The sequence below is a fragment of the Vibrio sp. R10-SF1-ISO8 genome, assembly GCF_059833805.1.
The window spans coordinates 163535-180476 of record NZ_JCBDHL010000019.1; the positions used below are offsets into that span (position 1 = coordinate 163535).

The following is a 16942-nucleotide window of genomic DNA, read 5'->3' on the forward strand; positions in this document are numbered from 1 at the left end:
AAAACCTGATTTATAGCAAAAATTCGCTAATCAGAAGGCGTAGGATGTTCTAAGTTCAATCAGAATTATAAGAGATATTACTATGAATGAATTAGTTCAACGCTTTTTGCGCTATGTGGCTTTTAATACTCAATCAGACCCAGCAAATTCTGTTTGCCCGAGTAGTGAAGGCCAGCTTACGTTTGCCCAATTTTTGAAGACAGAACTGCAAGAACTCGGTTTATCCAATGTATCTTTGGACCACAACGGTTACTTGATGGCGAAACTTCCAAGTAACGTCGATTACGAGGTACCTGCAATCGGATTTATCGCCCATATGGATACAGCGCCTGACGCGTCTGGTGAAAATGTAAAACCGCAGATAATTGATGATTACCAAGGTGGTGATATCGCACTTGGTAAAGGAGATGAGGTACTTTCACCAATACAGTATCCTGAACTTCATAAATTACATGGTCATAATTTGATTACAACCGATGGAACAACACTTCTAGGCGCAGATAACAAAGCAGGGATCGCCGAGATCCTGTCTGCGATCTCAGAGTTAATTAAAAATCCGGAGATACCACACGGTGATATTTGTGTTGGTTTCACCCCAGATGAAGAAATTGGTCGCGGTGCGGACCTATTTAATGTTGAAAAATTTGGCGCAAAATGGGCGTATACCATTGATGGTGGCCCCGTTGGTGAACTTGAGTACGAGAACTTTAATGCCACCAGCGCCGATGTAATTTGTTATGGTGTGAATGTTCACCCGGGTACGGCCAAAAACAAAATGATTAATTCCATGAACATTGCCGCACAATTTCAACTGATGATGCCTGCTACGGAAACGCCAGAATGTACAGAAGGCTATGAAGGTTTCTATCACCTTAAATCAGCCGAGATGTCAGTCGCGAGAAGCGAACTAGGTTATATCATTCGAGATTTCGATCGTGATGCGCAAGAGCAGCGTAAGCAATTCATGGTTGATAAAGTGGCAGAGCTCAATGAAAAGCTTGAACATGGACGTGTAGAACTAAAACTGACTGACAGCTATTTCAATATGAGAGAACAAGTAGAGCCATTCCCTCATGTCATTGAATTAGCGAAAGAAGCCATGATTGCTTGCGACGTTGAACCACAAATTAAACCGATTCGTGGCGGAACAGACGGAGCAAGACTGTCATTTATGGGACTACCTTGCCCGAACATCTTTACAGGTGGCTACAACTTCCATGGTATTCATGAGTTCATTTCTATCGAAGGTATGGAGCAAGCCGTCAAAGTAATTGTGACTATTGCAGAGAAAACAGCACTTAAATACCAATAAACACCTAACGTAAACCTGATATTTCATTGAAAATCATATACATTTATAAATATAGATTACTTCAATGGATATCAGGATGAAAAAACTCCTTTTGATCATTACGCATTGTGCGTGTATTGGATTGGGCTTCGCTCTCGGAATTTATGCGTTGCCCATCCTTATCCAACCAACATCTCCAAGCATGAGCGACGTTCAAACCGTTACTAACAACGCAATTTATAACGCCTCATTTCAGAAAGACCGCAAAGACAGTGATTTTCTCCACTGGGGTGAGGGTTCCGTCTCGATCAGTGCAGATAAAGTGGCCTTTGTCGGTGAGTTAGCTCCTGGGCCTGATTATAAACTGTACTTTTCACCAACATTTGTTGAAACAGAGGCAGATTTTAATGCTCAAAAGCAGACGATGGTGCAGGTTGGGGAAGTAAAGAGCTTCGATCGATTTACCGTAAATCTCCCTCAAGATTTTGCTATTCAGGACTACAACACGGTTATTGTCTGGTGCGAGACTTTTGGCGAGTTCATTACCTCAGCGCGTTATAAATAACTCAAATTTGTCTAGGTTCAGAACATCTATTGCAATATTGCATCGCGATACTAGATCTCTCATGAGATGTGTGGGAAGTTAGTTCTTACGCATGTAAAACTACAAAAATACAAACTAAACAAAGGGGCTTTTGCCCCTTTTCAATAATAGGAGCAGAGCGTGGAGAAAGTACAAGCCGTAATCGATTTTCTTCTAACTCACAAACTCGTTTTCACCGCGTTAATCATTATTCTGATCTCAATTGTTCGCCGAATGGTTCTTTCCATGATTCGTGGAGATGTGGCATTTGTGTCAGAAGAACAACGCAGTTGGATGTCACGAACAAAGAATGGCACCTTTATCACTACCGTGCTTCTACTGTTCATTCTTTGGCAATCAGAGATCAATGAATTTGCACTTTCAGTAACTGCTATCGCTGTTGCAATCGTCGTCGCTTCAAAGGAGATCATTCTTTGTTTCACAGGATCGATTCAACGCGCGAGCTCGCGTTCATTCCGTATTGGCGATTGGATTGAAGTCGGAAAAATCTGTGGTGAAGTCATCGAGCACAATATGATGGCAACGGTCATCCAGGAAATTGATTTGCATCACGGCCAGTATCATTACACAGGTAAAACCGCGACGTTACCAAACAGCATGTTTTTTACCTATCCAGTAAAAAACCTCAACTTTATGAAGCGCTATGTGTACCACGATTTTTCTATCGTTGTACCCGAATTTGTTAATCTTTATCCATTGATCCCGACGATGCTAGAAAAGATCGATGGACACACAAGTTACTTTTATGAGGTGGCGACGCGCTACAACACGGTGATTGAAAAGCACGCAGGTGTCGATTTGCCAGGAGCAGAACCTCACATTCATATAACTAGTGGCAGCACAGGCGAGCAGATTGTTCACTTCATGCTGTTCTGCCCAACGGATAAGGCAACACATCTAGAACAAGAAATTCGTGCCGACTTTATGCAAATCTATGAGGAGCGATTTTCAAACGAAAAAGAAGTAGAAAAAGTATAAGACAATGTCAGGAGGATAAATGATTAAGCAAGTAGGGAACACACCAATACAATCCAAACATAAGGCGAGTTGCCACTGTGGTGCGGTTGAATTGGAACTTAGCCTGCCAAATGGAATTGAGAAGCCTCGCCGCTGTGATTGCTCTATATGCCGTAGAAAGGGCGCTATTGTCGCGTCGGTTAAGTTAGATGGTATTCGCATTCTCAAAGGTGAAGACAAGCTTAAGCTGTATCAGTTTAATACCAACACAGCTAAACATTACTTTTGTTCTAACTGTGGAATTTACACCCACCATCAAAGGCGCTCATTCCCTGACGAATATGGCTTTAATGTCGGCTGTTTAGAAGGAGTCAATCCTTTTGATTTAGGTGACATTGTCACGCATGATGGCGTAAATCATCCTGCAGATCGTTAATGAATTGAATCACCCTAGAATTTCAGCAGCAATCGTGTTGATAAGCATTTGTTATCGTCACATTCAAATGTTTAATTAGAACAAACCAAAAACTTCAAGTATGGTGCGTTCAATTGCCAATATGAACTTAGTGGTCTATTACTCACAGTTTGAACACAGCAAACGGATAGACCACTTCATTAAGGAATTTCTGTGTCTTTGGCAACACATCGCTTATCACAAGCGCTACTGCAATTTCATAAAATTTGGTTTGATTCCTTAATGAACGAAAATCTCATCTGTCCTTTTGTAAGCTCAGAAGAAACTAACAAGCTATTTCACGATAAATTACACGTATCACTTAATGCGCGTAGAGCTCTCCTCTGTCAGGGTGAAGAGAAAAGAGCCTATTTGCATATCAAAGAGCTTCAACAATCCGGTGAATTCATTCTCTACTATCAACCTCAAATGAATATAGAGAGACAATGCATAACGACTCTCGAAGTTTTAATTAGGCACAGATCATCGACAGGGCTCATTACGCCTCCGACATTTTTGCAAAGCTTTGCTAAGTTGGGGCTAATACCGGAAGTCGATACCTGGGTCATCAAAAGAGCGTTGCAGGAAGTGTCACCGTTAGCGGTCGTTCCCGACTTTAAAGTTTCGCTCAATGTCTCGCCGCAAACCTTTCTTATAAAAGGGTTTGCTGACTCCGTACTTTCGATGATTGACCAAAGTGACCTCCAGTATCATCAAGTTGAATTAGAGATCACTGAAGATGTGCTGGTTCAAGACGAAAACCTGATGCGTAAAGTGTTCACCAAGCTAAAACGTGCAGGTGTAAGCATTGCACTAGATGATTTTGGCGCGGGGTATTCCTCTATTGGTAACCTAATCAATTATGAATACGACAAAGTTAAAATCGACCGCTCGTTAGTGACTAACATTGGCAATAAAAATGGTCGAGAAATGTTCCGTCTTACAACCGACTTAGTCAGGCTCTATGGTGCGGAAATTACCGTAGAAGGGGTAGAGACAAAAGAAGAACTTGAGTTCATTTCAAGCTTGGGCATTGAGTCGATACAAGGGTATTACTTTTACAAACCGATGCCATTTGAACAAGTGCGTTCGCAGCTACTATTCTGCTGAAGCTGCAAAGCCAAGACTAGAGAATAAACACCTAGTCTTGGCTAGCTATAAACTAAGCGTAGTACTTATTTTTCATTCTCAGCGCTACATTAACAAGTGCAATAAGAACCGGCACCTCAATCAGTGGGCCAATCACACCCGCAAATGCTTGTTCAGAGTTAAGACCAAACACCGCAATACTCACCGCAATCGCTAATTCAAAGTTGTTACCAGTTGCTGTAAATGCAATAGAGGCATTCTTATCATAATCGATCCCCATTTTCTTACCGACAAAGAAGCTAACAAAGAACATGACGACAAAGTAAATCGCTAATGGAATCGCTACTCGAACCACATCCATAGGTAACTCGAAAATCATTTCACCTTTTAAGCTAAACATCAGAACGATAGTAGCTAGCAAAGCGATCAAGGTTATCGGTGAGATACGTGGCAGAAACACATCATTATACCATTGCTCTCCCTTTAACTTAGTCAACCATTTGCGGCTTACAAAACCTGCTAAGAAGGGAATACCAAGATAAATCAAAACGCTTTCTGCAATGTCGATCATCGAGATATCGACGTCAAATCCTTGGTATCCCAGTAAAGGGGGAAGAACAGTGATGAAAAGCCATGCCATAAAGCTGTATGTTACAATTTGGAATGCACTGTTCAATGCAACCAGAGCAGCACCGTACTCTTTGTTGCCGCCGCCAATGTCATTCCAAACTAATACCATTGCAATGCACCTGGCTAATCCTATAAGAATGATACCAACCATGTACCCAGGTTTATCGCCTAAGAATACCAGAGCAAGTACGAACATTAAGATAGGACCGACAATCCAGTTCATAAACAAAGACAACTTGATTGCTTTTTTGTCCTTTCGAACCTTACCTAACAAACCATAGTTAACCTTCGCCAACGGAGGATACATCATTAAGATTAAGCCAATGGCAAGTGGGATATTAGTGCTTCCGACGGACATAGATTCATTCCACTGTGCGACTTCAGGAAAAGCAACACCCACACCAATACCAATAGCCATAGCAACAAAAATCCATACCGTTAGGTAACGATCTAAAAAGCTCATATTGGATGCCGCCGATTGCGCCGTGCGGTTTGTAGCGACTTGTTGATTCATTGCAACACTCTTATTCGTTTATCGTCGAATGACGATTTTGAGGAGTTGAAAAATGGGAAGATAATATCTTCCCCCATGTAAGTTAACTATTAACTAAATATCGACGCGTAACGATTCGAAAACTGTTCAATTTCTGCTTTATCAACACGATAGCAGACTTTAGGTGGTATTGATTCCGCGCTAATAAATCCTGCCTGTTTGAGGATTCGCAGATGTTCAGATACGGTAGATTGCGCTAAACCGAGCTCTGAGACTAGATCGCTATTTAAACAACCACCCAGCTTTTCTAAGTTTAAAAGAATCTTCACGATACGGACGCGAGCAGGGTGAGACAAGGCTTTCGCTTGTGTCGCGAACTTCTGTTCTAGCGCCAGATCTTGCTCTGAAGATTCGAAAGCTTTTGTATTAGCGCTACTGCACGGATTAGACATTTTCTACTCACTCTATAGTCTATCGTCGAATTACGATTAATCATACTCCGACAAGTTTCATCGCGCAAGATAAATACCAAAGAGTTTCTGAACGAAAAGGTCAAGTCGCCCGAGACGAGCGACTTAACTATAAACAGCCGAGGCTAATTGAGGGGGAGTACCATATCTGCAGTTCCATCTTCAAACTGCACATCTAACTTAAATCCTAGCCCTTGAGCTAGCATGAGCATACCGCGGTTGGTTGGCATGGTCATGCCCGACATCTGCTTAGTTCCTTTGTGTTGACAGTACTCGATAATCTTCTTCATCAAAACCTTACCTAAACCGTTACCTTTAAGATCAGACCTGATAAGAATCGCAAATTCAGCATCAGTATTGTCTGGATTAATTAGAGCCCGAGAAACACCAATGATCGGGCTTCCTACACGACTTTGGCTAACCGCAACAAAGGCCATTTCGCGGTCATAATCGATTTGAGTCAGGTTGGCTAACGCTTCATGATTAAACTCACCAACATCAGTAAAGAATCGTTTATAGAGGTCTTCTTTGGATACGTTATGGATAAAATCAGCATGGTGCGGCTCATCTTCTGGAAGAATCGGCCTTAACAATACCTCTTCTCCATCTTTAAGCGTGATGATCTGTTCGTATTCAACCGGGTAAGGGCGTATAGCGAGACGCTGCTGAGCATCTCCTTCATATTTCTTAAGGATTAAGTCTGCATCGAGTATCGTAAAGTCAGAACCATTAGCAAGTACTGGATGTATATCCAGCTCATAAACTTGAGGGCAATCAACCACCATTTGAGACACCCGAACAAGCAGCTCAGACAAGCCATGAATGTCCATAGGCTCTGGCAATTTTTGCGGACGTATCTTTCCGCTCTTAATCGCTCGTACAATCAAATAGCGAGCTAGCGCCATATTTAATGGAGGCAACGCTGAAGCGGCATCTATTGATTCATCCCACTCAGAACCGCCTTGACCAATAAGAATAACAGGGCCGAAGGTTTCATCTGTTTTGACTTTGATACGAATCTCTTCTCCACCTGCTAACTTTGCCATTCCTTGTACTAACAGCCCATGAATATTAGCCGACGGGTAGGAGAGTTTAGTGCGATCCAGTATTGCTTCAGAAGCACTGGCAACTTCATTGCTATTACGTAAGTTAAGCATCACGCCTTGGACATCGGATTTATGCGCGATATCTGGCGAACGAAGTTTGACGGCTACTGGATAACCAATTTGCTCAGCGACATGGACGGCTTCACTTGAGTCTGATGCAATCCAAGTTGGCAACACTTTAAAGTTGAAGTGGCGTAAAAAGGTGCCAATTTGGTGTGTATCTAAGGATACTGTATTTACATCCAGTAGTTTGTTTTCGATCCATTTTTTGGCTTCATTGAGCTCTGCAATATGTACTGGTTCTGCAGTCGTTGGTGTCTCCATCAATTGTTTTTGGTTACGTCGGTACTCCACCAAGTGCATAAAGGCAACTACCGCGCTCTCAGGGGTTCTATAGGTTGGTATGCCGGCTTGAGTAAAAATATCGCGAGCGGGTTTGGCGGTTAATTCTCCAGACCAGTTAGTTAAAAAGTTAAAACGTCTATGCCTAGGGTGCGATTTAATCGCATCAACGATGGCACGAGCTGTTTGTTCAGAGTGGGCGACAGCAGATGGGCTGTGCATAATAAGAATCGCATCAGCACAGTCGGCATCCATCACTGTATTCAGCGTGTTAACGTAGCGTTTTTCATCCGCATCACCGACCATATCGATGGGGTTATTGTGACTCCAACTGGCGGGTAGAATCTCACTCAGTTTCTCAATTGACTCTTCGGATAGATCCGCAAGTTTCCCGCCACGCTGCAATAGCGTGTCGACGGCCATAATCGCAGGGCCGCCACCATTAGTAATAATCGCCAGTCTTTCACCGCGAAGAGGGACAGAATGGGTCAATGTTTCTACTGCTGCGAACAGCTCATGTGAGTTGTTTACCCTTAGCATACCGGTACGGCGAATAGCAGAGTCATAGATAATATCTAACGTATCGTCGCCACCCGTATGCGCTCTTGCGGCAATTCGGCCAGCAGACGTTTTACCACCTTTTAAAACCAGTATGCGACGGTTACGAGACGCCGCACGAGCCGCTGACATAAAGCGGCGCGCATCTTTGATCGTGTCGACATAAAGGAGGATCGCCTCAGTATGGGAGTCGGTACAGAGATGATCAAGTAGATCCGCGAAATCGATATCAAGCGCATTTCCTAGCGAAACAAAAGCAGAAAAGCCAATGTTTTTATCGTTCGCCCAATCCAGAATAGTGGTACACATTGCAGCTGATTGTGAAATAAAGGCTATTTTTCCTTTTATGGCGGTGACAGGAGAGAAAGACGCATTAAAGTTAACCCAGGGTAAAATTATACCTAAACTATTTGGCCCCAGAACGCGCATACCGTTGGCTCTGGCAACAGTTAAACAAGCGTCTTGAATGCTTTCGCCTTTATCGTTAGCGAAGTGCATGTCTGCTGAAAGCACGATCACCGCTTTTACTTTCTTTTCCGCCAACTGCTCAAATATCTTCTCATTGTATTTGGCGTGGGTACATAAGATCGCAACATCGGGCACAATCGGTAGTTGCTCAATTGAAGGGTAGGCGAGAACACCACAGACAGAGGAGTATCTCGGGGTCACTGGCATAATCGCACCTTCAAACCCACCATGCAGTAAGTTTTTCATTACGATATTGCCAGCACGCATTGGCTTAGTTGAAGCGCCGATAACTGCGACGGATTGTGGCCTCAATAGATGGGTAAGATGGCTCATTGCAAGGCTCCTAAAGGGGCGATACGTTTAATCGTATCTAACAACGAGTACCAATACTTGCCATTTTTGATGTTGTTTTAATCAGATCACTTAGGTACAAGTGAAGTTTGTGCCATGTGTCACAGAGTATTGATATATAATTAAAATGTTGGGTTGATTCTAAGTCTATCTAACGGCATGATTTACAGTAATTTCTAGTTAAGGCATTTGAATAATTCATGAAAAAAATAGCAATAGTTGGCTTATCAGTGGTGCTTTCGGCATGTGTTTCGAGCGATTATGTGACAGACGTGAGCTCAGAAAGCTATCGTGAGGATTACAAAACGGCAAAGGTTGAGCAACCGGTCGTAACTCAGCAAGGAATGACAAACGGCATCTCTGAAGATAACGTTGCTAAAGTCGTGAATACAGCGCCTGCTCAACAGAATCAAACAGTGAAGATGCAAGCTAAGCCTAAACCGGCTGTTGCTATTATCCCACCAACAGCCAAGCAACAGGCAATGAATCCACGCTATGGCTTCACAATTCAGGTAGTTGCTGTGGGTTCGCAAACTAAAGTGGATCACTTTGCGCGTAAATTACCACGTGAAGACAACCAGCCAGTTTGGGAAAACTATAAAGTTGTAAATGGCACCAAATGGTATACTGTTCTTTACGGTGACTATGCGACACGTACAGAAGCAAAAGCAGCGATTTCTGATCTTCCTACAGAATTCCGCACACTTAAGCCATTCGTTAAAAGTATTGATGACATAAAAAACTCACAGTACCCAACGCTTAACAAGTTAAATTGATTTAGACAGAAGGGGCGTTAGCCCCTTTTTTATCGCCTATATTTTCTTCATTTAACCGACAATAAGGATTTTTGTCTGGTAAAACCGTGTAACTCATAGCGGTTTTTATTATCATGGTCTGAGATTCTCCCTGTTGTCTCACGGAAAGATTTTTAATGACAAATACGACTATTCTTCTCCTTTGCGGTGGTGGTTCTTCAGAACATGAAGTCTCACTCGTCTCCGCCGATTTCTTACAGTCCCAATTAGAATCAACGCAAGGCTTTAATGTTGTTCGTATCGAAATGAAAACCGATGGTTGGTTTACGAAAGATGGTGAACTGGCCTATCTAGATACCAATGTCGGCACAATAAACACAGATACTAGTTCAACCAAGTTGGACTTTGTTGTTCCCTGTATTCACGGATTCCCAGGTGAAACCGGTGATATTCAATCGATGCTAGAGCTATCCGGTATTCCTTATCTAGGTTGTGGCCCAGAAGCAAGCACTAATAGTTTCAACAAGATAACTTCCAAGCTTTGGTATGACGCATTAGGTATCCCTAACACGCCTTATATTTTCTTATCTGAAAACAATCAAGACGCATACGTACGTAGCAAAGCCGCGTTTAAAGAGTGGGGCTCTGTATTTGTTAAAGCCGCTAGACAGGGTTCATCTGTAGGATGTTACAAGGTAACGGATGTTTCTCAACTTCAAAAAGCGCTAGATGATGCTTTCGGCTACTCAGATCAAGTATTAGTCGAGCAAGCAGTGAAACCGAGAGAGCTTGAAGTTGCAGCGTATGAGTACGAAGGTAAACTTCATATATCAAAGCCAGGTGAAATCATCGCACCGGAAGATGCTTTCTATAGCTACGAAGAAAAGTACAGTGCTTCAAGCCATTCGGTCACTAAGGTAGAGGCGTCAAACCTTAACCAAGAGCAACTTGAATTGATTCGTCAGAGCTCAGAAAAAGTATTCACTCAAATGCGTTTACGTCACCTGTCTCGAATTGACTTCTTCTTAACTCCTGATGGAAAGATTTACCTTAACGAAGTCAATACGTTCCCAGGAATGACCCCGATTTCAATGTTCCCGAAAATGCTAGAGCATAACGGACATTCATTTGCGGGTTTCTTGGCAGATTGTGTGAAGAGTTCTCTCTAGTCCCAAGGTTTAAAGCTTTTGTAAACCATACGCTCAAGTGCTGCTTGCGATTGATTGCCAATGTATTGATAAGGCATAGCAGCACTTTTCCAGCGACCAAAACGTTGAATGTCCTTCACTTTCACACCTTGCGAAGCAAGCTCATTTGCGGCTCCAACTCGTAGCGACTGACCAGAGAACTGAACATCGAGTTTTAGTTTGTCACTGGCCGAGCGCAAAATCCTATATATTGAAGAGTCGTTAAGCGTTTCATTACTTAAGTTACCATGCTTATCTACAGAGTTAAAAAGAGCGCCATTAAGGCTACCACGTACATTTATCCAGCGAGTTAAAATCTCACTGGCGTCATATGAAAGTTGATACTCTTCATTCTCTATCCATATCCTAAAGGTAGAGTCCTCAGAATAAACGTGACTAATACTGAGATCTCTCAATTCTGAACGTTTAAGCATACACTCGAACATCAGATGGTATATTGCCAAGTTTCTAATATCGCGAAGATGTGTTGAAGAACCGAGTAGGGTTGTTAACTCGTCAAGATGTCGTTTGTTAAAAGGGGTGGTTGATTTCGCATCTGCCTTCTTATCGATTCGAAGAGCCGCAAGTAAATTCCTAACCGAAACATTGGAAGTAGGGTCAGGCATTCCTAGAGTCTTATGAACCAAACCAATAGTCACACCGTAACGTTTAATGGTCGAATATTTCCTTTGCTTAGACTCTTTTTCTAAGAACAAACGTACTGCAGTAGAAGCGGCGGGCAGGGAATGTACAGCTTTATTTGCACAAAAATCGTTAAATAGATTCCAATCTTTGCGCATAGCTAACAGAGAGTTGCGGGCGTATTCACCATTCATTAATTCATTTAGCTCTTCGATAGTTATATTGTTTAATAACTTATTAACGAATTGTTTTCTCTCATCTTCACATGTGACGACGCGAACATTTTTCCGCATTTTAACGCACCATAACCACGAAACGTATGATAAATATACTTGATAATGAGAGATTTACAATTATTATTAAACTATCTGAATACAAAGATAATAATGACTATGGCTGCTGCAACTTACCGAGGTTTCACCCTCAAATCTGCTGGAAACTCAACAGAAATTTGGCAAGTACAAATCAAGCAACACGTGTTGTCAGGAAGTATGGCAGCCGTTAAGAAGAGCATTGATTGGTTTTGTGATACCGCAACAATTATCGATCCTAAAGAATTCAATTCTCTGGCGAATACAAAGAAAGCTGATGGGCAACCAGCCCAAGAGAATTTCCACGGCTACACCATCAAAAATGACACAGGTGACGTAAACAGTTGGTACTGTTTCTTTAACGGTAGGCTAATCAAAGGTGGAAAGCTTGCTATTCAGAAGCACATAGAGGCATACTTGGTCGCTAAGCAAAAAGCTGAACAGCAACAAAAGAAGTAGAACTGTATGACTCTTGTATATAGCACTGACGTAGGTCGCATCAAACCTGAAGAAGACAAACCTCAACGTGAAAAAGGCGACGGTATCGTTCGTATCCAACGCCAAACGAAAGGACGCAAAGGTAAAGGCGTTTCTATCGTAACCGGTCTTGATTTAGACGATGCGCCACTAAAACTATTAGCAGCAGAACTTAAAAAAGTTTGTGGCTGCGGTGGCTCAGTAAAAGATGGCACAATTGAAATTCAAGGCGATGCTCGTGACAAGATCAAAGCACACCTTGAAAAGAAAGGCCACACAGTAAAGCTTGCAGGTGGCTAAACCAATAACCAATGAGTTAATCTCTGATTATCGAACTGATTATTAGGTATTTTATGGTAAATCTAGTTATGTTGAATTTCATAACGCAACATTGCAAGCCAGAGAAGAAAGGACGGTGATGTCCTTTCTTAACATGGAATTTAATTTAACATAACGTACATAATGCGCACTTAAGTGTCGGAAACTCCCAGAAAATCAACTCCTTGCTCACACCCAAGTTCGTGTCAAACGCGTTTCACTAACATCCTGTTTTGCTTCAACAATTACCATTATTTATACCATTAATGACCGCGTTGGTCTGTAAGCTGAACTATTGGGTTTATAAATACAAAATGCGATTTTTGTGTTTTTCGGCGTTTTTGATTGCTCTCACCTATCAATCTCGCAATAAAAAAAGGAATAAACAATCGTTGCGCAAATTATTTTCTGGAGGAAAATCACATGCTCACACCCAACTTCCGTCAGCTGGTTCACCAACAATTTATGGATCTGCACCAAGCGGCCGCATTTTTTCACGTGCAACCCGTCACCGTTAAGCGCTGGGTTTTAGGTGTTACGCCAGTCAATCCACTGGCGGAAAAGCTGCTAAATATCAAAGCCCGCGGTTATCTGCCGCTCGATATTCGCTGGGACGGCTTTCGCGTCCATGAAGAGCGCGCTACGCTCATTACGCCCGATCGGCGCGAGTTTAACCCCAAAGAGCTGGAAAACTTCGTCTACTGGCGCGATGAACACCGTCAGTTGGTCAAATTGTATGGCCGACTGCACGATCCGTGTCCGACGCCACCGGTGCCCAACCTGCCGCCTTTTCGTGGTGGTCGTCGTGTCGACCCCAAGCCCTGGGTACCGAGTAAACTCAAATGACACGAAAAAGCCGGACGTTAAGTCCGGCGTTGTTGAGGTGGTTGGGTGTCACTGGGATGAGGTGACACCTCGCCATTAATAGGCACTTTGTAGCGCTCGTCTTGTAAAAAGACCGTGGCGGTCATGAGCAAAACATCTTTAACCTGGTGCTGTGGCGGTCGCCGTTGTGCGACGCGTCGTTTTAACATAATGTGCGTTCCTGTCACTGGTCGTCCTCAACCGAGAGGACCTCTTCATTAAACATGGCGTAAAACACGTCTTGCTGACATTCAAACAGCGTGTCAAAGGTGGCGAACATCACAGGCGAGTCATGCCAGCTGTCTAAGACTTTGTAACCGAACAAACTCGAATGCGTTAGAAATGCTTGGGGGGGATCGACAATATACGCCCCGACACTGTTGGGGTACGTCGTGAGAAAATGCAGCGCGACATAGGTGACCAATGACATTAAACGCTCGCTCGTCACCCTGCCCGCCTGCTCACTTAACGGCTCAAGTAACAAAGTATGCAGTCTCTTTATTCGGCTGTCGTACACGCCAATCAGAAAACCCGAACGGGGTTGTTGCAAGCACTCCACGCCTATATGAAAGGCGCGCTCTGTACAGCAGGTTAACTGGTAGTGATTGAGCCAATCTAGGACGGGACGTTCGTCATAAGCCAGAGTTCGGTAGCTTTCCTCGTTCAAAGAAGACACTTTCAGCTCGAGGGGGGTGAGATTGATGAGTTCTTGGAGAAACTGCACATCAATCGACTGATGTTCTAATGGTGCGGCTTGGTTCATAGGTCTTGCGCCTTTTTGTGGATGGTGACGAACAAGTTAAAGGCTTTTTTGAGGCTAACGCGAGCGTAAACAAGGATTAATTACACGAAATAATGCGTCATCAAGACTCAAATGATGCGATAACAACACGATAAAAAACTGAATCAAGCAATATGATTATTTAGTCGTTGTTTCATTGGTGTTTGTTGGCTTTTTCTGAAATTGGAGTGCCTATGTCAGCTCAATCCTTACTCGTGGAAGCATTAGATAAAGTGTATGGCCGAGTGTCCAGTAAACTGGAGGCGAATCGTTTGTATAAAGTCCTGGTCCCTGCGCTTCACCAAGCGTTAGAGTCAAACGTGCCTTTATCGGGTCCACAAATGACATTACTGGTTGAAGCGATCGCTGATTTGCCACCTTCTGGAGCAAGAGCACGTAATTTCAAGAATAGGTATTTAAAAGACCAAGATTCTATGATGAGATTACCCAAAGATCCGAATAGCATTATGTATGGTTATTGGTGGTAATGGCATGAAGTTTCAGTATTTCTATTGTATCTATGTTCTTGCAGTTCTGTATGTGGTCTCAACGTTATTGGCTCTCGCTGGCGTCGAGAGCTACGGTGACGTCACTTCCTTTGTGACCGTCTTTATCCCGTCACTTCTGGTTGGCGTGGGAAGTTTTCTTTACTCTAAAGACAAACTGTTTTCTGCCGTATCGATTACGGCGCTTGCTTCAGGGTTCTTCGGCGTTGTCGCTGGCACTATCGCCACCTTTTCCAATGTGTTTGACAGTCAAGCGACGTTTGCAGGCGTCGCAGTCTCACTGTTGCCGCTTCTGTACGCCCTCTTCATCATCTTGCTTATTATCCCCATTTCCCTAAGAAAATAATAAAGGCCGCTAACGCGGCCTTATTAGTTGCATGATTTCTTATTAAAGTCACTAAAGTAAACCCAAACCCAAAATGCCAAGCGTGGAGAATCACTCTTAAATGTTTGTTAGGATATGGCTAACCAAGTACACCTAAACTATTCTTATGAATTATTTCCCAATCACTATTTGGAGAAAATCCAGGCATATTTCTAATCTCATTCTCTGTAAATTTGATTAACTCTTCATGAGATAAATCTAAATTTACAGCGAACTTACAGGGTTGATTCACATGCCAGGGAGTATCTGTGAAAATTTCAAGCCTATTGTTTTCAGGATCACGAAAATATATAGACCAAGTAGTGCCATGAGATACTGTTTGCAAACTTATTTCAGAAACTGACTTTAATGATGAATTGAAGGCTTTCAATTCATCAATATTTTTAACTCTAAAAGAGATATGATCAACTGGACTTTCAAGAGTCCTGTGCGATTGCACTGGACTTAAAACAAATTGATGATGCTCTTCTGGGTTCCGACTTAAAAAAACCATACCATTTTGCCCTTCACCTCTATCAGTGACAACAAAGCCTAATTTACTTTTGTAAAAGTCTTCCATCTTAGCTAGGTCTTGAACGTATAGTTCAATATGACTTAACTGAATGTTTGGAAAGATAATCTCATCCATAATTTCCATTTTCATCCTTAATATCCTAACGCCCAATTAAGTAGTGAGCAACGCGACCACCACACCTAAACCATTGTGCCGTAAACACTAAAACTGATTTAAGCCAAAAGTGCCGAGCGTTGCGAATCACTCTTAAATGCTTTGTTATGCAAATTTAGCTGACATCTTTTATGTGGCTGATTTTGCCATTTTGAAACTCAAAGTATGTTTGACCTTTCAACTCCAAAACCTGACCCGCTTTGAGACCGTTAGGCAGGTCTATTGCCAAAGTCCCCGTATAGTCAATGTTGACCGTCGCTGCCAGCTCCGACATCTCTATAGCTGTCACAACTTGCTGACGAGCACTAAAAATCTTTGCCGACTCAGAAGCCAAACTTTCAAACTCAGCTTTGCCGTCTGAACGAGCAGTAATTTCTCCATTTGACTCATTCTCGAACACTACATCATCGTCAAGGAGCTCGAGTAGTCCAGACACATCAAAAGAATTGTAGCGACTGACATAAGATTCAACTAATTCGACTTTTTCACTATCTAACATGTTAATTCTCCTCATTTGCATAACGCTTTACTAACGGGCGATAACGCAATACCACCCAACTTAAATATTGTTCCATAAACACTGAGCTGAAAGTGCGACTGAGGTCGCCAAGCGTTAGGAGTCCCTGTTTAGTAATTTGTTATGTTTTTACTTTCGGATTAGAGCGAGTAGGTCAGTACAATACGAATTATCACCACTTTGACTAAGTAGAGTTGTAACTTGACCTCGATGATTAGTTTGGTGATTAAAAAAGTGCAGTAATACCGATGCGAAGGGCTCTGAAAACTCCGTACCTGAAGAGTTTTGATATACCACATTAGAATCAAACTCAGTATCGCTGATTGAGCTTACCCAGTCAGCTATTACTCTATCTAATTTTACACGACTTGCACTCAGTTCATCTAGAGTATCGAAACAATGCGTATTATTAGAAGTAGGGTGTGGAAATTCACTCAGGCTTTCAGCCAAGTCATAGGAACTCTGGACATTGATAAATCGGTGTAACCACATCAAGTCACAAGTGAAGACATGGCTTATGGTTTTGAAAGCTGAGCCCCAAAACGCGCCTTTTTCCTCGTAAATATCAGGTTCAATAGCTTCATTTAGATGCGAGAGTAGTGACGCATTCATCCATTGATTGTACTCAGACATTAGAATAAATTGCTGTTTCATCTGTGTAGTCCCTAATTAAACATAACGCCGCATTAAGGTGTGAGCGACGCTTGGCTATACTTGAG

At 42.5% G+C, this 16942-nt stretch carries 20 protein-coding genes; 12 read left to right on the plus strand and 8 right to left on the minus strand.

Annotated features, from left to right (window positions below):
- Window positions 1-82 precede the first annotated feature (82 nt).
- The 5 genes from pepT to AC6R00_RS15485 all read left to right on the plus strand — a co-directional run bounded on the left by pepT (window position 83) and on the right by AC6R00_RS15485 (window position 4416).
- Complete coding sequence (gene pepT, locus AC6R00_RS15465; RefSeq protein ID WP_500641031.1) at window positions 83-1312, plus strand: peptidase T; 1230 nt, start codon at window positions 83-85, stop codon at window positions 1310-1312.
- A 76-nt stretch (window positions 1313-1388) separates the two neighbouring features.
- Window positions 1389-1856, plus strand: a complete 468-nt coding sequence (locus AC6R00_RS15470) for a DM13 domain-containing protein (RefSeq protein WP_004742705.1) — start codon at window positions 1389-1391, stop codon at window positions 1854-1856.
- A 159-nt stretch (window positions 1857-2015) separates the two neighbouring features.
- Window positions 2016-2873, plus strand: a complete 858-nt coding sequence (locus AC6R00_RS15475; RefSeq protein ID WP_500641032.1) for a mechanosensitive ion channel family protein — start codon at window positions 2016-2018, stop codon at window positions 2871-2873.
- A gap of 19 nt (window positions 2874-2892) precedes the next feature.
- Window positions 2893-3288 (plus strand): GFA family protein, encoded by a 396-nt coding sequence (locus tag AC6R00_RS15480; protein ID WP_004742707.1) that lies wholly within the window; start codon window positions 2893-2895, stop codon window positions 3286-3288.
- 261 nt (window positions 3289-3549) lie between these two features.
- Window positions 3550-4416 (plus strand): EAL domain-containing protein, encoded by an 867-nt coding sequence (locus AC6R00_RS15485; protein WP_500641033.1) that lies wholly within the window; start codon window positions 3550-3552, stop codon window positions 4414-4416.
- Between the two features lie 52 nt (window positions 4417-4468).
- Here the strand turns inward: AC6R00_RS15485 and arsB are convergent, their stop codons facing one another.
- The 3 genes from arsB to AC6R00_RS15500 all read right to left on the minus strand — a co-directional run bounded on the left by arsB (window position 4469) and on the right by AC6R00_RS15500 (window position 8795).
- On the minus strand, window positions 4469-5539 hold the full coding sequence (arsB, locus tag AC6R00_RS15490; protein WP_500641034.1) for an ACR3 family arsenite efflux transporter: 1071 nt from the start codon (window positions 5537-5539) through the stop codon (window positions 4469-4471).
- Between the two features lie 89 nt (window positions 5540-5628).
- The gene (locus AC6R00_RS15495; RefSeq protein ID WP_004742710.1) at window positions 5629-5970 is read right to left on the minus strand and encodes an ArsR/SmtB family transcription factor; all 342 of its coding nucleotides are present in this window, start codon (window positions 5968-5970) and stop codon (window positions 5629-5631) included.
- A gap of 143 nt (window positions 5971-6113) precedes the next feature.
- Window positions 6114-8795 (minus strand): bifunctional acetate--CoA ligase family protein/GNAT family N-acetyltransferase, encoded by a 2682-nt coding sequence (locus AC6R00_RS15500; RefSeq protein ID WP_500641035.1) that lies wholly within the window; start codon window positions 8793-8795, stop codon window positions 6114-6116.
- Between the two features lie 218 nt (window positions 8796-9013).
- On the opposite strand from AC6R00_RS15500, the gene AC6R00_RS15505 reads away from it, so the two are divergent.
- Complete coding sequence (locus AC6R00_RS15505; RefSeq protein ID WP_500641036.1) at window positions 9014-9589, plus strand: SPOR domain-containing protein; 576 nt, start codon at window positions 9014-9016, stop codon at window positions 9587-9589.
- A gap of 155 nt (window positions 9590-9744) precedes the next feature.
- Complete coding sequence (locus tag AC6R00_RS15510) at window positions 9745-10737, plus strand: D-alanine--D-alanine ligase (RefSeq protein WP_500641037.1); 993 nt, start codon at window positions 9745-9747, stop codon at window positions 10735-10737.
- Here the strand turns inward: AC6R00_RS15510 and AC6R00_RS15515 are convergent.
- A complete protein-coding gene (locus AC6R00_RS15515; protein ID WP_500641038.1) occupies window positions 10734-11690 on the minus strand; it encodes a tyrosine-type recombinase/integrase in 957 nt (318 codons plus the stop codon). The two genes, AC6R00_RS15510 and AC6R00_RS15515, sit on opposite strands and share 4 nt — an antisense overlap.
- Window positions 11691-11789: 99 nt before the next feature.
- On the opposite strand from AC6R00_RS15515, the gene AC6R00_RS15520 reads away from it, so the two are divergent.
- From AC6R00_RS15520 to AC6R00_RS15530, 3 genes are all read left to right on the plus strand, one after another.
- Entirely contained in the window at window positions 11790-12167 is a 378-nt protein-coding gene (locus AC6R00_RS15520) for a DUF3319 domain-containing protein (protein ID WP_500641039.1), read from the plus strand.
- 6 nt (window positions 12168-12173) lie between these two features.
- On the plus strand, window positions 12174-12485 hold the full coding sequence (gene yciH / locus AC6R00_RS15525; protein WP_054962890.1) for a stress response translation initiation inhibitor YciH: 312 nt from the start codon (window positions 12174-12176) through the stop codon (window positions 12483-12485).
- Between the two features lie 441 nt (window positions 12486-12926).
- On the plus strand, window positions 12927-13349 hold the full coding sequence (locus AC6R00_RS15530; RefSeq protein ID WP_500641040.1) for a phage protein: 423 nt from the start codon (window positions 12927-12929) through the stop codon (window positions 13347-13349).
- A gap of 202 nt (window positions 13350-13551) precedes the next feature.
- Here the strand turns inward: AC6R00_RS15530 and AC6R00_RS15535 are convergent, their stop codons facing one another.
- The gene (locus tag AC6R00_RS15535) at window positions 13552-14130 is read right to left on the minus strand and encodes a hypothetical protein (protein ID WP_500641041.1); all 579 of its coding nucleotides are present in this window, start codon (window positions 14128-14130) and stop codon (window positions 13552-13554) included.
- 212 nt (window positions 14131-14342) lie between these two features.
- Between AC6R00_RS15535 and AC6R00_RS15540 the strand changes: the two genes are divergently transcribed.
- Both AC6R00_RS15540 and AC6R00_RS15545 read left to right on the plus strand, forming a co-directional pair.
- Complete coding sequence (locus AC6R00_RS15540; protein WP_500641042.1) at window positions 14343-14636, plus strand: hypothetical protein; 294 nt, start codon at window positions 14343-14345, stop codon at window positions 14634-14636.
- A gap of 4 nt (window positions 14637-14640) precedes the next feature.
- Window positions 14641-15000: a hypothetical protein gene (locus tag AC6R00_RS15545; protein WP_500641043.1), complete on the plus strand. Its 360-nt coding sequence runs from the start codon at window positions 14641-14643 to the stop codon at window positions 14998-15000.
- Between the two features lie 118 nt (window positions 15001-15118).
- Here the strand turns inward: AC6R00_RS15545 and AC6R00_RS15550 are convergent, their stop codons facing one another.
- The 3 genes from AC6R00_RS15550 to AC6R00_RS15560 all read right to left on the minus strand — a co-directional run bounded on the left by AC6R00_RS15550 (window position 15119) and on the right by AC6R00_RS15560 (window position 16877).
- On the minus strand, window positions 15119-15682 hold the full coding sequence (locus AC6R00_RS15550) for a VOC family protein (protein WP_500641044.1): 564 nt from the start codon (window positions 15680-15682) through the stop codon (window positions 15119-15121).
- A 139-nt stretch (window positions 15683-15821) separates the two neighbouring features.
- The gene (locus tag AC6R00_RS15555) at window positions 15822-16205 is read right to left on the minus strand and encodes a nuclear transport factor 2 family protein (RefSeq protein ID WP_500641045.1); all 384 of its coding nucleotides are present in this window, start codon (window positions 16203-16205) and stop codon (window positions 15822-15824) included.
- Window positions 16206-16352: 147 nt separating this feature from the next.
- Complete coding sequence (locus AC6R00_RS15560) at window positions 16353-16877, minus strand: DinB family protein (protein ID WP_500641046.1); 525 nt, start codon at window positions 16875-16877, stop codon at window positions 16353-16355.
- Window positions 16878-16942 lie beyond the last annotated feature (65 nt).

Bases quoted from the DNA above. Each gene is read 5' to 3' on its own strand.
- pepT (WP_500641031.1), top strand. From the start codon at position 83: ATGAATGAATTAGTTCAACGCTTTTTGCGCTATGTGGCTTTTAATACT.
- AC6R00_RS15500 (WP_500641035.1), bottom strand. From the start codon at position 8,795: ATGAGCCATCTTACCCATCTATTGAGGCCACAATCCGTCGCAGTTATC.
- AC6R00_RS15505 (WP_500641036.1), top strand. From the start codon at position 9,014: ATGAAAAAAATAGCAATAGTTGGCTTATCAGTGGTGCTTTCGGCATGT.
- AC6R00_RS15485 (WP_500641033.1), top strand. From the start codon at position 3,550: ATGAACGAAAATCTCATCTGTCCTTTTGTAAGCTCAGAAGAAACTAAC.
- AC6R00_RS15515 (WP_500641038.1), bottom strand. From the start codon at position 11,690: ATGCGGAAAAATGTTCGCGTCGTCACATGTGAAGATGAGAGAAAACAA.
- AC6R00_RS15530 (WP_500641040.1), top strand. From the start codon at position 12,927: ATGCTCACACCCAACTTCCGTCAGCTGGTTCACCAACAATTTATGGAT.
- AC6R00_RS15520 (WP_500641039.1), top strand. From the start codon at position 11,790: ATGGCTGCTGCAACTTACCGAGGTTTCACCCTCAAATCTGCTGGAAAC.
- AC6R00_RS15560 (WP_500641046.1), bottom strand. From the start codon at position 16,877: ATGAAACAGCAATTTATTCTAATGTCTGAGTACAATCAATGGATGAAT.
- AC6R00_RS15510 (WP_500641037.1), top strand. From the start codon at position 9,745: ATGACAAATACGACTATTCTTCTCCTTTGCGGTGGTGGTTCTTCAGAA.
- yciH (WP_054962890.1), top strand. From the start codon at position 12,174: ATGACTCTTGTATATAGCACTGACGTAGGTCGCATCAAACCTGAAGAA.
- AC6R00_RS15540 (WP_500641042.1), top strand. From the start codon at position 14,343: ATGTCAGCTCAATCCTTACTCGTGGAAGCATTAGATAAAGTGTATGGC.
- AC6R00_RS15480 (WP_004742707.1), top strand. From the start codon at position 2,893: ATGATTAAGCAAGTAGGGAACACACCAATACAATCCAAACATAAGGCG.
- AC6R00_RS15470 (WP_004742705.1), top strand. From the start codon at position 1,389: ATGAAAAAACTCCTTTTGATCATTACGCATTGTGCGTGTATTGGATTG.
- arsB (WP_500641034.1), bottom strand. From the start codon at position 5,539: ATGAATCAACAAGTCGCTACAAACCGCACGGCGCAATCGGCGGCATCC.
- AC6R00_RS15545 (WP_500641043.1), top strand. From the start codon at position 14,641: ATGAAGTTTCAGTATTTCTATTGTATCTATGTTCTTGCAGTTCTGTAT.
- AC6R00_RS15535 (WP_500641041.1), bottom strand. From the start codon at position 14,130: ATGAACCAAGCCGCACCATTAGAACATCAGTCGATTGATGTGCAGTTT.
- AC6R00_RS15555 (WP_500641045.1), bottom strand. From the start codon at position 16,205: ATGTTAGATAGTGAAAAAGTCGAATTAGTTGAATCTTATGTCAGTCGC.
- AC6R00_RS15495 (WP_004742710.1), bottom strand. From the start codon at position 5,970: ATGTCTAATCCGTGCAGTAGCGCTAATACAAAAGCTTTCGAATCTTCA.
- AC6R00_RS15550 (WP_500641044.1), bottom strand. From the start codon at position 15,682: ATGAAAATGGAAATTATGGATGAGATTATCTTTCCAAACATTCAGTTA.